Genomic DNA, 15,908 nt, shown 5'->3' on the forward strand with positions numbered 1-15,908 from the left:
TGTAGTTTAGTAACATGGACGAAGTGAACCAGCACATGTTTTTTATACCAAAAGCAAAGTTAGGTATAGAAAATCCTGCTTGAGGGAGATTGATGGCTTTTTAATGAGTTTGAAATGTCTGCTGAAACATTGTCAAAAAGTGTTTGATGATACACTGTTACCTCAAAGCCGCTAGATCGCGGATTTTTTTGAGCTATTTGAACGTCAAGGCGACATTGGAAGCCTCATGTGCATAGTATGAATGAAATTCAATTTCTTGTTATGAGTAAGGAAATGATTTAGTGAGTAGAGGAGTTTATGTTAAATGAAACTGGAGTCAATCCAAGTACCTATAAAAAATCATGTACTAGCAGATTACTGGTCGCCAAATACTGCCATTCATCAATTTTTTGAGTATGAATACAATGATCAAGCTTTTGAGAAAAGAGCGGAGCATTTAGCGAGAAATTCCCGTGATCAAAAAAAATTAACAACAATCATCCGTCAATTTATGGAGCCGCTGGGGTTATCCAAAAAAGCGAATGAACATTTAGAACAACTAGAGCAAGGAGCTATGGTAATAGTCGGTGGACAACAAGCAGGTATCTTAACAGGCCCTCTTTACTCCGTTCATAAAGCGATTTCAGTTATTGCATTAGCGAAAGAGCAAAGTACGAAGCTTCAACAGCCTGTTATTCCTGTTTTCTGGATAGCTGGAGAAGATCATGACTTAGAAGAAATCAATCACACCTATACGGTCCATGGGGAATTGCTGAAAAAAAGAGCTTATGGAGAGCGCTCTAGACGTAAAACGATGGCTTCTGCAACAACCCTAAACAAAGAGTCGATGACGCAATTAATTAATACAATTATTCGTGATATTGGAGAAACAGAGTATACAGAAACGTTGATTAAGCAATTAGTTGACGCATTGAACAATAGTGAAACATTTACAGATTTCTTTGCCTGTCTAATGAATCAATTATTCAAAGAAGAAGGCTTATTATTAATCGATGCCGCCAACTTTCAATTCCGTCAATTTGAACATAAATATTTTGCTCAAATCATTCAATCCAATGAAGAAATTGCTAGAGTAGTAACGGAAAAGGAGCAAGAGCTTGAATGTGCTGGCTATGGTAAGCCTATTTTAGCAACATATGAAGCCGCTAATTTATTTTACGTAGAAGATGGGGAGCGACATCTTTTAGAAAGAAAAAATGATCTGTTTGTTAATTTAGCGGCAAACCTTAAATTTACACAAGAAGAGCTATTAGAAGTGGCGCATAATCATCCTGAACGTTTAAGTAATAATGTAGTAACTCGCCCGTTGATGCAGGAGATGACATTGCCAGTATTAGCGTTTGTTGGGGGGCCAGGAGAGTTAGCTTATTGGGCAACACTGAAAAATGCCTTTTCAGCGTTAGGTTTACAAATGCCGATTTTTGCTCCACGCCTACATATTACTATTGTGACTCGTCATGTAGAGCAATTATTACGTGAGCATCAACTAACCGTTACTGACGTATGGGAAGGAAAAGCATTACAACTGAAAGAACGTTTTATTGCAGATGTACAGGACAGTGAAGCCAAACGTCAAATTCAGGCCATGCAACAGTTGTTAACAGAAAAATATGAAGAACTTGCCTACTATTTAGAGAAACAGCATCTCCAATTAGATAAGATTCTTGAGAAAAATCAAGAAAATCATGCGAAGCAATTTGATTATTTGCAGCAAAAAATTGAACAAACTGTATTGAGTAAGCATGAAACGACGATTCGTAAATTTATGACGCTACAAAATGAATTGTATCCAAATGATGGTTTCCAAGAGAGATCCTTTAATCCGTATCAATATTTCAATGAGTTTGGACCTATGTTAATTACTGAAATGCTGAAGCAAAATTATAGCATCGGTAAACACCACTATTTACTTTATTTATAAAATTAATAAATAGATACTTTTTACCTAAGTAGTAATTTGATATCCTGTGAATTTGATGAATAATGTCGAGATAAATAGTATTTAAAGAGCTATCCTACTAGGGGTGGCTCTTTTTTTGTATCATTTAGCATATGTCAAAAAAATTCCTAAAGGTCTAATTGCACATTAAGTGATAAAATGTCAAGTTTTTTTTAAAAAAAGTGGAGGAAAGTGGGGGGATGTGGTACATTATTTAATAAAGTGGGGTGAGTAGTATGTTCATGGGAGAATATCAACACTCCGTTGATGCGAAAGGGCGATTAATCGTACCGGCAAAATTTCGTGAAGCCTTAGGCGAAACGTTTGTTGTCACAAGAGGTCTCGATAACTGTCTATTTGGCTATCCTATGAATGAATGGCGAAAACTCGAAGAGAAATTAAAAGGTTTACCAATGACCAAAAAAGATACACGAGCATTTGCGAGGTTTTTCTTTTCTGGAGCAACAGAGGTAGAGATAGACAAGCAGGGGCGTATCAATATCCCAACTACCCTTATGCATCATGCGCATCTAGTAAAAGAATGTGTGGTGCTGGGTGTTTCAAATCGAATTGAGATTTGGGCTAAGGATGCTTGGGAAGCTTACTTTAGTGAGTCTGAACAATCTTTTAATGAAATTGCAGAAAATATGATTGGCTTTGATTTTTAACTTGTAATAGGCATTGCAACGTGATAGTTGAATGAGGTTAAGGCCTGAGAGGAGCGAGTGGTATGTTCGATCATACAACCGTGTTATTAAAAGAAACTGTTGATGGGTTGAACATAGATCCTGATGGTGTATATGTGGACTGTACACTTGGTGGTGCGGGACACAGTGAATATCTAGTACAACAATTATCAGATAAAGGCCGCTTAATTTGTTTTGATCAAGATATGACGGCTATTGAAAATGCGAAAATTCGATTAGCACCTTATATACAGCGTGTTACATTTATCCATTCGAATTTCCGTTACTTAAAAGAAGAACTATTAGCTCATGGCATTAAGCAGGTTGATGGTATTTTATATGACTTAGGCGTATCTTCTCCACAATTAGATACACCTGAGAGAGGCTTTAGTTATCACCACGATGCACCACTTGATATGCGTATGGATCAAACTGCAACACTGACAGCGTCAGATGTTGTTAATCAATGGGCATACGAGGATCTTGTTCGTATATTTTTCCGTTATGGAGAAGAAAAGTTTTCTAAACAAGTTGCCCGTAAAATTGAAGAGGCTCGAAAAACAGCACCGATTGAAACAACTGGTCAACTTGTAGAATTAATTAAAGAGGGTATTCCAGCAGCGGCACGCCGAAAAGGTGGACATCCGGCAAAGCGCATTTTCCAAGCAATACGAATTGCTGTTAATGATGAGCTAGGCGCAGCAGAGGATTCTTTAGTCGATGCGATTGATATGATTAACGTAGGGGGGCGCATTAGTGTCATTACGTTCCATTCATTGGAGGACCGCCTATGCAAGACAATCTTTAAGGAAGCGTCATCATTACCGGAATTACCACCAAATTTACCTGTAATTCCTGATGACATGAAGCCAACTTTAAAGCTTATCACACGAAAGCCTATTATTCCTTCTGATGAAGAATTGGCAGTTAATAATCGTGCGCGTTCAGCGAAGCTTAGAGTGGTGGAGAAAATTAACGACAAAGGGCGTGAGTAAATGGCAGCAGTTCGTGTAAGGCAACAGCACCAACATCAACAAGTGCAACAACCGATAACACCACCTAGTCCACAACCCACTATCATACGTCGTAAAAAAACGAACCAGAAGTTTGAAAAGACAATGCTAATTGTTTTAATTGGCATTATTGCTGTACTAGGAATACTTGTATTAAATAAACAAGCAGCGATTCAAACTACAAGTATAGACATTCAAAAAATCGAATCAGAAGCAGAAGAGATTGCGAAACAGAATGTTGACTTAACGGTTCGTGTAAGTGAACTTTCTACATACGAAAACATATGGAAAAAAGCCAAAGAACTCGGTTTAACTCAAAATGAGAAAAATGTAAAGGTAGTGCCGGGAGAATGAAAAAAAAGAGATTTCGATTCCAATGGGGAGCCTTTCTATTATTAATTTTTTATGGAGGGCTCTTTTTTCTATTATTCACAAGAATGGTGACATTACAGGCTACAGGTGAAGTAGAAGGACAAGAGCTTGCAGCGAGAGCAGCAGCTAAGTATGGTAAGGAAAGTGTAATTACAGCTAATCGTGGGAAGATTTATGATCAAAATGGACAAGTAATTGCAGAGGATACATTAAGTTATCGCATGATTGCCATTGTAAGTGAAAAGGCTACAACAGATCCTAAGAATCCCCGACATGTAGTGGATTCGGAGAAAACGGCAAAAGTACTAGCGAAATATATACCAGCGATGAAGGATAAGGAAGACGAGATTGTTAAAAAGTTGAACAATCGATATAGAAGTGATGGTGAACCTTTATATCAAGTTGAGTTTGGTAGCGCAGGCCGTGGCATTAGTCACGAGGTCATGAGTAAAATAAAGGAAGAAAAATTACCGGGAATTCTCTTTGTAAGTGACTTAAAACGGTATTATCCAAATGGTGTATTTGCCTCTCATTTAATTGGCTATGCTCTCAAAAAAGATAATGAAGATGGCACGGTTACAACCAAGGGAGAAATGGGTCTAGAATATACGTATGATAAAGAACTAACAGGCGTTAATGGCAAAGTGGAATATGAGACAGATGCTTTCCGCTATTTGCTTCCGAACAGTGAGAAAATGATTACTCCTGCAAAAAATGGGGACGACATTTATTTAACACTTGATAAAACAATCCAAAGCTTCTTAGAGGAAGCAATGACAAAGGTTGAACAGGAATATAATCCTGAGTCCATGACCGCGGTTGTGGCAGATCCGAAGACTGGAAAGATTTTAGCAATGTCACAGCGTCCTACATTTAACCCAGAAACACGTGAGAGTCAAAATATGAAGTGGCTAAACGAGGTAATTGAAGAAACGATTGAGCCTGGTTCAACAATGAAAACTTTCACACTTGCATCTGCTATTGATACGGGAAAATGGACACCGAATGATTGGTTTATGTCTGGTTCATATACAGTATTTGACCGTACGATTCGAGATCACAATAGATATGGCTGGGGTCCAATTACTTATTTAGAAGGTTTTCAACGCTCTGCCAATACTGGTATGGCCCATTTATTAACTAAGATTGGCGATGACGTATTTATTGATTATCTGGACCGCTTTGGTTTTGGGCACAAAACGGGTATTGATTTACCGAATGAAGCAGCGGGTACTATTTTATCAAAGTACCCTATTCAACGAGTAACAACAACTTATGGCCAAGGCTCAACAGTAACACCTATTCAGTTAATCCAAGCGATGACTGCTATTGCAAATGATGGCAAAATGATGCAACCGTATGTTATCGACCGTATTGTGGATTCTTCTACTGGGAAAATTATTCAAAATCATGAGCCTGTTGAAAAAGGGCAACCAATTAAAGCTGATACAGCGAAACAAGTACGAGAAATCCTTGCCTCCACATTAACATCAAAACATGGGACAGCGAAGGATTTTATATTGGAGGATTATGAGGTTGCAGGGAAAACGGGTACTGCCCAAATTCCAAAAGCTAGCGGTGGATATCTTTCAAACCAATACCTTTATTCATTTTTAGGCTTGGCTCCTGTAGATGATCCACAGCTAATTGTCTATGTCTCAGTGAAAAAACCTAAGCTGAACAATGAGCTTGGCTCCGTACCAGTATCAAAAGTCTTTAATCCCGTTATGTTAAATAGCTTAAAGCACCTTAATATCAATCCAGACGATGTTCAACATGTCAATAAAGTCAGCATTCAAGATTATACAGGTCAAAGTTCTGAAGCAGTTGAGGTAGAATTAGCGAATGATGGTTTACAACCAATCGTTGTAGGTAGTGGCGGTAAAATTATTGAACAATATCCAACAAACACTCAAAAACTCGTAAAAGGTAGTTTTGTATTTTTAAAGACTGAAGGCGAGATAACATTGCCAGACTTCACGAATTGGTCATTACGTAATCTACTAGTCTTCAAATCTATGACTGGACTAGAGATGGAAATATTCGGTGAAGGTTTTGTTGCAAGTCAAAGTGTTTCAGCTGGAACCGTCATCACCGATAGTTCACCGATAGTCGTCAAGCTCAAAACACCTGCTGAGAGCTTTGTACAAGACGTTGAGTCTGCTTCTGAGGGCGAAGTTGAAGAAGTAGAGGGTGAATAATACTGAATAGAAGTCCACTTTATTTCATACGTTGTAAAAAACAAGGTGTGATGTCGAATGAAGTGGATTTCTATCCATTCTAAAAAGCGTTTACGTATTTTATATGTGTTGTTTATGTGTGTAGCAGTGGCAATTGTTGTTAGGTTGTTTTTTTTGCAAGTGTTAGATCAAAAAGAACTAACTACCAAGGCAGAGGAGAACTGGGACAGGGAAATTCCATTCGCGAATGAACGAGGGCATATAACAGATCGAGATGGAGAGAGTATTGTAACTAATAAGCTAGCGCCTACTTTATATTTCATGCCTTCACAAAGTAATGATATTGAAGGAGCTGCAGAAAAAATTGCGCAAGTTCTCGAAGTGGATAAAGCGAAGCTATTAGAAAAAATGCAAAAAAAAGCCTACTTAGTGAAACTAGCGCCTGAAGGCAAAAATATACCTTATGAAAAAGCGGTAGAATTACAAGGTATGCAAATTGAAGGATTGTATAGTGGAGTTGATTATTCAAGGGATTATCCTTACGGCACGCTCTTATCTCGATTTTTAGGTTTTACGGGCTATGATGCTCAAGGATTAGCTGGAATAGAATATGAATATGATAAATTCCTGCAGGCCAATTCTTCTGCTATCCGTCTATTCACAGATGCAAAGGGTAATAATTTGCCTAATGTTTCAAGTGCTTGGAAAGCAGGAGAAGATGGTGCCACAATTGAGCTAACAATTGATGTCGATGTACAACAAGTCGTAGAGCGTGAAATATCGCAAGCTATGAAGCGCTATGAAGCTGACCAAGCATTGGCCATTGCTATGAATCCAAACACTGGCGAAATCTTGGCATTAGCCTCTTATCCGACTTTCCATCCAGCTGAATATCAATTAGTAGAGCCAGCCATCTACAATCGTAATTTGCCTGTATGGATGACGTATGAGCCAGGTTCAACTTTTAAAATTATTACCCTTAGTGCTGCGTTGGAAGAAAACTTAGTGGATTTGGAGCATGATACATTTTATGATCCAGGTTATACAATGGTGGCGGGAGCAAAGCTACGCTGTTGGAAACGTGAAGGGCATGGTCATGAAACATTTTTAGAGGTAGTTGAAAACTCCTGTAACCCAGGCTTTATAGAATTAGGTCAGCGTCTAGGCAATGAGCGACTACTTCAATATATTAAAGATTTTGGTTTTGGAAAAAAGACAGGATCTAATATAGCTGGTGAAGCATCAGGGATTTTATTTTCTAGGGAAGCCTTTGGTCCTGTCGAGCAGGCAACCACTTCATTTGGTCAAGGAGTAGCCGTGACACCTATTCAACAAGTTCAAGCAGTTGCTGCTGCCATAAATGGAGGCAAGCTTTATACGCCATATGTTGTGAAAAAGGTATTTAATCCAAATACAGGGGAAGTCATACAAGAAACGCAGCCAGTTGTTAAAAATCAGGTAATTCGTGAAGAAACCTCTGCTAAGGTTCGAGGTGCCTTGGAATCAGTAGTAGCGAATGGTTCAGGTCGACAAGCCTTTCGAGATGGATTGCGAATTGGTGGTAAAACTGGAACAGCACAAAAAGTTGAAAATGGCCGTTATAAAAGTGGAGAATACATCGTATCCTTTATTGGCTTTGCACCAGCAGACAATCCGCAAATTGTTGTCTATGTTGCTGTTGACAATCCGAAAAAGACTACCCAGTTTGGTGGTGTTGTAGCAGCACCTATAGTGGGGCAAATTATTGAGGATGTTGCGCCTTTTGTAGGTATTGAAAAATCGAAGGAACAACTTGAAAAGGATTATCGTTATGGTGACCCAATTACTGTGAAGGTACCGAATTTTATTGGTCAAACGAAGGATGATATTGCCAAGCAATTTTACCCATTCCGTATTGAATGGCATGGAGAAGGGACCAAAATTGGTAATCAGTTACCTGAAGTGGATAGTGTTATCAAACAAGATGGTACCATTCATTTATATTTGGAGAACTAGAATAACTTTACCTTTAAAAAATGGGAAAGAACCACTATTATTATGAAGGGTAGTAATAATAAAATGAAAGTTAATGCTTTTTTCTTAAAGAAGAAAGTGAAACAAGATTTAAAGGAGATTTTTCAATGAAACTCGCAACAACACTTACCATTTTAGCTCTTGCTTTCTTAGTAACAGTTATCCTGGCACCAATAAGTATTCCACTTCTTCGTCGTCTAAAGTTTGGGCAAAGTATTCGAGAAGAGGGACCAAAATCACATATGAAAAAAGCTGGTACACCAACAATGGGAGGAATTATATTCTTAATATCCATCCTCCTTACAACTGTTGGTGTAGGTAGCTTTTTAGATTTATTAACGACACAGACCGTAGTACTTTTATTAGTATTAGCAGGATTCGGCTTAATAGGTTTATTAGATGATGGTTTAAAGGTTGTATTTAAAAGAAATCTAGGTTTAACCTCTCTTCAAAAATTGATAGGGCAAATTGTTATTGCTATTCTTGCGTATTTCCTTCTACATGTAGGATCGTTTGATACAACGCTAGCCATTCCATTTACGGAGTGGACAATTGATCTTGACGTATTCTATGTAGCCTTTTTAATTTTCTGGTTAGTAGGCTTCTCTAATGCAGTGAATTTGACGGATGGACTAGACGGGCTAGTGGCGGGTACTGCTTCGATTGCCTTTGCAGCATTTGGGGTTATAGCGCTATTCCAAAGTCAGGCAGATATTGCACTATTTTCGTTTGCAGTAACAGGTGCTTTATTAGGCTTTTTATTATTTAATGCCAATCCTGCCAAGGTATTTATGGGGGATACGGGGTCATTAGCATTAGGTGGTGCATTGGCTATGGTATCTGTTTTAGTAAAAGAAGAGTTCTTGCTTTTACTAGTTGGCTTAGTGTTTGTTATCGAAACACTTTCCGTTATTTTGCAGGTAGGTAGCTTTAAGCTTCGAAAAAAGCGTATTTTTAAAATGAGCCCTATTCATCATCATTTTGAATTATCAGGTTGGTCAGAATGGAAAGTGGTGCTTGTCTTCTGGTCAACGGCCTTAGCAGTAGCATTAATTGCAGTTTTATCGGAGGCGTTCTAATGAAAAACTATACAGATTTACAACATAAAAAAGTACTTGTGTTAGGTCTAGCAAAAAGTGGTGTTGCTGCTGCTGAAATTTTACACGAGCTTGGCGCATTCGTAACAGTTAATGATTCGAAGCCATTTGATGAAAGTCCAGATGCACAAGGGCTATTACAAAAGGGGATTACAGTAATCTGTGGTCGCCATCCTGAAGATCTACTTGATGAAGGCTTTGAGCTAGTGGTGAAAAATCCAGGTATACCTTATAGCAATCGAATTGTGGCAGATGCCCTTAGTCGAGAGATTCCGGTCTGGACAGAGATTGAGCTAGCTTATTTAATTAGTGATGCACCATTTATTGGTATAACGGGCTCGAATGGCAAAACAACGACGACAACTTTAATATTCGACATGTTAAATAATGGAAGTAAAAATCCGTTAATTGCTGGAAATATTGGAACAGTTGCATGTGGCGTCGCAAAAGAAGCTAAACAAGATGACATCATTGTAACAGAATTGTCTTCATTCCAATTGATGGGGATCAAAACGTTTAAGCCTAAAATTGCTATTTTGACAAACCTTTATGATGCGCATCTAGACTATCACGGAACATTTAATAACTATGCTGAAGCGAAGTTTGGTGTTACTCGAAATCAAGATGACAGTGATTATTTTATTTACAATGCCGATCAACCGATAGTGGTTGGATATGCAGCACAATCTCATGCACAGAAGATTCCATTCAGTTCAAAGGGACGTACTGAAAATGGCATTAGTGCAGATGAGACAACAATTTATTGGCAAGGTGAGCCGTATATGGATCGCGCCAACATTGCCTTGCCTGGCAAGCATAATTTAGAAAACATCTTGGCAGCCGTCGCAGCTTGTATTTTAGTAGGCTGTGACAAAGAGAAGATGGAAGAGGTTTTAGCGACATTTGGGGGAGTTAGACACCGTACACAATTCGTACGTGAATGGAACGGTCGAAAGATTTATAACGACTCTAAGGCAACCAATTGTTTAGCAACAAAGAGTGCTTTAGATGCTTTCCAAGCTCCTGTCATTTTACTCGCAGGTGGCTTAGATCGTAGACATTCTTTTGAAGAACTTCGCCCTTGTATGAGTCATGTAAAGGGTGTTGTTGCATTTGGAGAAACTGGCTTACGCTTTGTAGAATTTGCAAAATCGTGTGGTGTCCAACAAACCGTCATTGCTCAAAATGTAGAAGACGCTGTTCAATATGCAGCACCGATGTCTGCAGAAGGAGATATTATCTTACTATCTCCTGCATGTGCAAGCTGGGATCAATATGACAGCTTTGAAATACGTGGAGATGTTTTTATTGATGCTGTAATGAAGCTGTAATGAGCCTGTAACTATTTTAGAATATACTTGACTTGGAAGGATGGCATTACTGAGAGGTAAAGAAAGCTACTTATTGCTCGTCACAACTTTGATGCTATCAATAATCGGCATTATTTTCGTCTATTCTGCAGGTACCTATTGGAGTGCCGTTCATTATAGTGGAAAAATGCCGTTTTATATGAAGCAAAGCGTATACTTTGTGGTAGCCATTGTCGTATTTTTAATCACGATTCGATTAAATATTTTGAGAGAGCAGTCCTTTTGGAAAATGGCCTATATATTTTCGTTAATATTACTCGTTCTCGTACTGATTCCTGGTATAGGACTCGTGCGAAATGGTTCGCAAAGCTGGATTGGTGTAGGTCCATTAACAATACAGCCAGCAGAGTTAGCGAAAATTACCGTCATTGTGTACTTGAGCCATATATTAGCCCAACATAAAACGGGCACTCCTGTTGTTAACTGGCGACATGGTTTCATCCTGTTATTACCTGTTGTTCTCATCATGTTGCAGCCAGATTTTGGCTCAGTATTTATTCTCGTTGTATCTGTATTTTTATTATTTTTTGTCGCTGGCTATCCTCTAAAACTATACGCCATGATTATGCTAGCTGGTGTCGCTGGATTAGTAGGTCTCATAGCGACAGCGCCATATCGTCTAAAGCGTATAGAAGCATTTCTTGATCCATGGGCTGATCCCTTGGTTAGTGGGTTCCAAGCGGTGCAATCATTAATGGCTATCGGCCCAGCCGGGATTTTTGGGCATGGCTTTGGACAAAGCAGACAAAAGTTTCTGTATTTACCAGAGCCTCAAAATGATTTTATTTACGCCATTATTTTAGAGGAAGTCGGATTGATTGGTGGCCTCGTTATTTTAGCGCTTTTTGTACTAACGATCTATGCAGGCTATAGATTTGCTGTACAGGCTAAAAATCGAACGTCCTATTATGCGATTATCGGGCTTGTCACAATGCTTATGGTGCAAGCATTTTTAAATATAGCCGTAGTAATAGGTTTAGTGCCAGTAACGGGTGTCACATTACCTTTTATTAGCTATGGTGGAACATCTTTAGTAACAATGTGGTTAATAATAGGTATTATTTATCAATTAGCGAAATAAATATAAAGGAGGAGTACTTTTTGGAGAAAGTAATTGATATAGAAGATCGCATACCTACGCTAAAAAAGCGACGAAAAAAGCGTACAAACCGTAAATTTATCGTGCTAATATTACTTTTCTTTATTGTGTTAGCAGTACTCCTTTATTTTCAATCTCCATACAGTAACATCAATAAAATCACAGTCAATGGTGCAAAGCTAGCAAATGACCAATATTATTTGGAGGCAAGTACTCTTGCACCAGGAAAATCAATGTGGAGTTTCAAAGTGGAAGATATTGAGCAGATTTTATTAAAGGATAAATGGGTAAAAGAAGCACATGTTAACCGTAACTGGTTACAAGGCGTAACGATTGATATTAAAGAATGGAAAAAAGTTGCGTACTTAGCTGGAGACGGCACTTATTATCCTTTGCTAGAAAACGGCAAGCGCTTTGAACAAACAGGAAATGATACACCCATTGATGCACCTGTTTTTATCGGGATAACTGGTGAAAAGACCATAAATAAGCTTGTTGAACAGCTAGCACAATTAAAGCCAGAAGTATTAGCTTTAATTTCTCAGGTTAACACGAATAGTAATGAGGCAAATCCAAATGCAGTCAAGCTTTATATGAATGATGGCTATGAAGTTCGTGCTGTTATTCAGACACTAGCGGAAAAGTTAAATTACTATCCCTCTATTGTCGCACAAATTGCCAATTTAGAAAAAGGTGTGATTGATTTAGAGGTCGGTTCATACTATCGTCCCTTTAACGAGGAATACAACAAGATTAGTATTGACATGGAAGCGAATGCAGATGGGGAAATGGTTAACCAGGAAGTGACGGAAGATGAACAACAAGAAGACGAATAGCAAAGGGAGTTTTTTTACTAGAAAACAATTTGAATTACTAATTGTTTGTGTAACAACAGGATTTATCATCGGCTATTCATACAACCAGGCAAAAGATAACCGAGAAGCAGGCACTATTGATTCTGAACTTTTTGAGCAAGAAGAATCTTATCGGGAGGAGCTAATCACTCAACAAGAGCGCAATAAAGAACTCACAGAAGAACTAAATAATTTACAAGAACAAATTCGAAAGTATGAAAAATCCTTTGCTTCAAACGAAAAGGACTATAAGAAGCTTGTTGAGCAAGCAGAAGATTTACGGCTTTTACTCGGTGAACTAAAGAGTGAGGGGAAGGGCATACGCATAACCCTTCAGGATGGAGACTATGATCCAAAATCCTTAAATCCAAATGATTATATTGTCCATGAAAGTCATGTTTTTAAATTGTTAAATGAACTAAAAATTTCAGGCGCGCAAGCTATTGCTATTAATGGACAACGTGTATTAGCGAGTTCTTATATTCGCTGTAATGGTCCAGTAATAACAATTGATGGTACACAACATCCAGCTCCATTTGTGATCGAAGCGGTTGGTGATTCAGATACATTGATGGCTTCTTTAAATTTAAATGGGGGCGTAGTGGATCAATTATTAAATGACAATATTGTGGTGTCACTTGAAGAAAATCAAAAGCTTACAATGCCAAAAGTAAAAGTAGAAAGTTAGGACAAGTTCTATACTTTAAGCTTCAAGTTTAATTTAGCCTCCAGTTTTATAGTCAATTGTAGAGAATTATACAATTCAAAGTCGTATTCTGAGGGGCATACGATACGTCTAGGAGGGGCTATTTTGAAAAGAAATATGTACACCCGAATAACGATCGTGCTATTTATTATCGGTTTGATGATAGCGGTACAATACAATACCATACAAAAACCAGCTGAGCGAGATACACGAGATATTTGGGCAATAAGAGAGGAATTAGCACAAGAAAAACAAAGACATTCCGCATTACTGGCAGAAATTCGCTCACTTCATGAAGTAGTGGATCGCTATGAGCAATCTGAAAAAGTAAATCAGCAAGCAGCCTTAAATGAAACATTGAATCGTTTAAAGCTACAAGCAGGATTAACAGAAGTTATCGGGCCAGGTGTTGTACTTCGAGTCGAACCTGCACCTGAACTGATAGAAATGGGCTATGAAATTAAAGAAATTTCACCCGATTTGTTAACTCAATTATTAAATACCCTGTTTAAGAACAATGCGACTAATGTCTCGATTGATGATAATCGTGTAGTACAAACAACAGCCATACGAGATATAAATGGCAAGACAACAGTAAACAGTATACCATTGTCTTCGCCTTCTTTTGAGATATTTGTAGGGACAAGCGATTATAAAGCAGCGCAGAAAATGTATAATTCCTTGCAGGCCTCAACATTTATAGACTCATTTTATTTAGATAATTTTAATTTAGTAATTGAAGAACCAATTGAACAGTTACAAATTCCAGCATTTGATCAGCCGTTGACAAATGATTATTTAGCAGAGGTTAAAAAAGGAGATTAATATATGTGGCTACCATTTTTAGGTTTGGTATTTGGACTTGCCCTTGGCTTGTTAACAAATATACAAATCCCCTCTATGTATGAAAATTATCTGTCAATAGCTGTTTTAGCAGCTTTAGATACATTATTTGGAGGTATTCGTGCTCAATTGCAGCAAGTTTACGATGATAAAGTTTTTGTATCAGGATTCTTTTTTAATATAGTTCTAGCAGCAGGTTTAGCTTTTATAGGAGTGAATTTGGGGATAGATTTGTATTTAGCAGCGATTTTCGCTTTTGGAGTACGTTTGTTCCAGAATATAGCAATAATTAGGCGTATATTACTAACTAGGTTAGATGAGAAACGTCACAAGCGAAAAAAATCTTCCATAGAATGAGAGAAAAATTGACCAAAATACTCGATTTGCTTAGACATTATGCCAAATTTACAATAGAATGAAAACAAGAGCATTTTTCAAGGAGGTGCAGCGAATTGAATCAGCAAGATTTATACATTTCCCTTGATATTGGGTCCTCCTCTGTCAAGGTATTAATAGGTGAAATGAGTGACGGGCAATTACATGTAATTGGCGTCGGAAATGTAAAGTCGAATGGAGTTCGAAAAGGTGCAATTGTTGATATTGATGCAACAGTACAATCTATTCGAAAAGCAATAGAACAGGCCGAACGAATGACGGGTTATCAAATCCATGAAGTCGTTTTAGGCGTTCCAGCTAACCAGACGATGTTACAGCTAGTTAAAGGTGTTGTCGCTGTAAATAGTGAAAATAGAGAAATTACAGATGATGATTTAGACAGAGTGGTAGAATCTGCACAAGTCATGTCAATACCTCCTGAACGTGAATTAGTTAACATCATTCCAAGACAGTTTATTGTGGATAACCTTGATGAAATTAAAGATCCTCGTGGTATGATTGGCATTCGTCTTGAAATGGATGCAACAATGATAACGACATCCAAAACGCTTTTACACAATGTTCTTCGCTGTGTTGAGCGAGCGGGTTTAAGTATACGAGAAATATATTTGCAGCCATTAGCATCGGGCTATTTTGCTTTAACAGAAGATGAAAAAAACCAAGGAACTGCCTTTATTGACTTAGGTGGCGGATCTACAACAATCGCAGTATTTGAAGAGGGTTTATTAACGCATACTGGTGTCATACCAGTTGGTGGTGATCATATAACGAAGGATATTTCAATCGTTTTAAAAACACCAACAGAACAAGCAGAACAAATTAAACACCAGTTTGGACATGCCTTTTATGATGACGCATCAGATGACGAACTCTTTGAAGTGCCCGTCGTAGGTACAGATTCTACTGATCAGTACAGTCAACGTTATATATCGGAGATTATCGGTGCTAGATTAGAAGAATTACTAGAGCTAGTTATAGATGAATTAGCGCGTTTAGGTGTTAGAGATTTACCAGGCGGTGTGGTTTTAACTGGTGGTGTTGCAAAGCTTGAGGGGATTGCCCAATTAGCACGTCAAATTCTACAAACACGTGTTAGAATCTATACACCCGATTATATCGGGGTTAGAGAGCCTTCATTTGCGACGGCAGTTGGACTTATTCGTTACGCCTATTTAGAAGATGATTTTTACGGTAAAAGTACGAATACGCAGCCTGTTGAATATGCAGTTGTAGGGGCTCAACCAGCTATAAGCAAAAAGCAAGAGTATTCTGCACCTTCAGAACCAAAAGAAAGCGTAATTGGGAGAGCAAAAAAATTATTTGATAAGTTCTTTGATTAA

General features: G+C 38.1%; 14 protein-coding genes. All 14 read left to right on the forward strand.

Features of this window, described 5'->3' with window-relative positions:
- Window positions 1-304 precede the first annotated feature (304 nt).
- The 14 genes from bshC to ftsA all read left to right on the forward strand — a co-directional run bounded on the left by bshC (window position 305) and on the right by ftsA (window position 15,908).
- Window positions 305-1,921 carry a bacillithiol biosynthesis cysteine-adding enzyme BshC gene (bshC, locus tag MHB39_RS04820; protein ID WP_342545947.1) on the forward strand — a complete coding sequence of 539 codons (1,617 nt, stop codon included), beginning with the start codon at window positions 305-307 and terminating at the stop codon, window positions 1,919-1,921.
- A 254-nt stretch (window positions 1,922-2,175) separates the two neighbouring features.
- Window positions 2,176-2,607 (forward strand): division/cell wall cluster transcriptional repressor MraZ, encoded by a 432-nt coding sequence (gene mraZ, locus MHB39_RS04825; RefSeq protein WP_016992543.1) that lies wholly within the window; start codon window positions 2,176-2,178, stop codon window positions 2,605-2,607.
- Window positions 2,608-2,669: 62 nt separating this feature from the next.
- Complete coding sequence (gene rsmH / locus MHB39_RS04830) at window positions 2,670-3,620, forward strand: 16S rRNA (cytosine(1402)-N(4))-methyltransferase RsmH (protein WP_036077119.1); 951 nt, start codon at window positions 2,670-2,672, stop codon at window positions 3,618-3,620.
- A complete protein-coding gene (gene ftsL, locus MHB39_RS04835; RefSeq protein WP_004224836.1) occupies window positions 3,621-3,992 on the forward strand; it encodes a cell division protein FtsL in 372 nt (123 codons plus the stop codon).
- On the forward strand, window positions 3,989-6,211 hold the full coding sequence (locus MHB39_RS04840; protein WP_333006126.1) for a penicillin-binding protein: 2,223 nt from the start codon (window positions 3,989-3,991) through the stop codon (window positions 6,209-6,211). Before ftsL ends, MHB39_RS04840 begins: the two co-directional genes overlap by 4 nt.
- 57 nt (window positions 6,212-6,268) lie before the next feature.
- The gene (locus tag MHB39_RS04845; RefSeq protein WP_036077124.1) at window positions 6,269-8,185 is read left to right on the forward strand and encodes a stage V sporulation protein D; all 1,917 of its coding nucleotides are present in this window, start codon (window positions 6,269-6,271) and stop codon (window positions 8,183-8,185) included.
- Between the two features lie 125 nt (window positions 8,186-8,310).
- Window positions 8,311-9,282, forward strand: a complete 972-nt coding sequence (gene mraY / locus MHB39_RS04850) for a phospho-N-acetylmuramoyl-pentapeptide-transferase (RefSeq protein WP_016992541.1) — start codon at window positions 8,311-8,313, stop codon at window positions 9,280-9,282.
- Window positions 9,282-10,631 carry a UDP-N-acetylmuramoyl-L-alanine--D-glutamate ligase gene (murD, locus tag MHB39_RS04855; RefSeq protein ID WP_342545948.1) on the forward strand — a complete coding sequence of 450 codons (1,350 nt, stop codon included), beginning with the start codon at window positions 9,282-9,284 and terminating at the stop codon, window positions 10,629-10,631. The genes mraY and murD overlap by 1 nt, the downstream gene beginning before the upstream one ends.
- A 40-nt stretch (window positions 10,632-10,671) precedes the next feature.
- Window positions 10,672-11,751, forward strand: coding sequence for a putative lipid II flippase FtsW (gene ftsW, locus MHB39_RS04860; protein ID WP_036077129.1), 1,080 nt, complete (start codon window positions 10,672-10,674; stop codon window positions 11,749-11,751).
- A gap of 20 nt (window positions 11,752-11,771) precedes the next feature.
- Window positions 11,772-12,605 (forward strand): cell division protein FtsQ/DivIB, encoded by an 834-nt coding sequence (locus MHB39_RS04865; protein WP_342545949.1) that lies wholly within the window; start codon window positions 11,772-11,774, stop codon window positions 12,603-12,605.
- Entirely contained in the window at window positions 12,583-13,311 is a 729-nt protein-coding gene (locus MHB39_RS04870) for a DUF881 domain-containing protein (RefSeq protein WP_036077199.1), read from the forward strand. Before MHB39_RS04865 ends, MHB39_RS04870 begins: the two co-directional genes overlap by 23 nt.
- A gap of 123 nt (window positions 13,312-13,434) precedes the next feature.
- The gene (locus MHB39_RS04875; protein WP_342545950.1) at window positions 13,435-14,154 is read left to right on the forward strand and encodes a DUF881 domain-containing protein; all 720 of its coding nucleotides are present in this window, start codon (window positions 13,435-13,437) and stop codon (window positions 14,152-14,154) included.
- Between the two features lie 3 nt (window positions 14,155-14,157).
- Complete coding sequence (locus tag MHB39_RS04880; RefSeq protein WP_036077137.1) at window positions 14,158-14,529, forward strand: small basic family protein; 372 nt, start codon at window positions 14,158-14,160, stop codon at window positions 14,527-14,529.
- 95 nt (window positions 14,530-14,624) lie between these two features.
- Window positions 14,625-15,908, forward strand: a complete 1,284-nt coding sequence (gene ftsA / locus MHB39_RS04885) for a cell division protein FtsA (RefSeq protein WP_004224856.1) — start codon at window positions 14,625-14,627, stop codon at window positions 15,906-15,908.

Origin of the sequence: Lysinibacillus sp. FSL K6-4013, assembly GCF_038630435.1 — a bacterium.
Lineage (GTDB): Bacteria > Bacillota > Bacilli > Bacillales_A > Planococcaceae > Lysinibacillus > Lysinibacillus boronitolerans.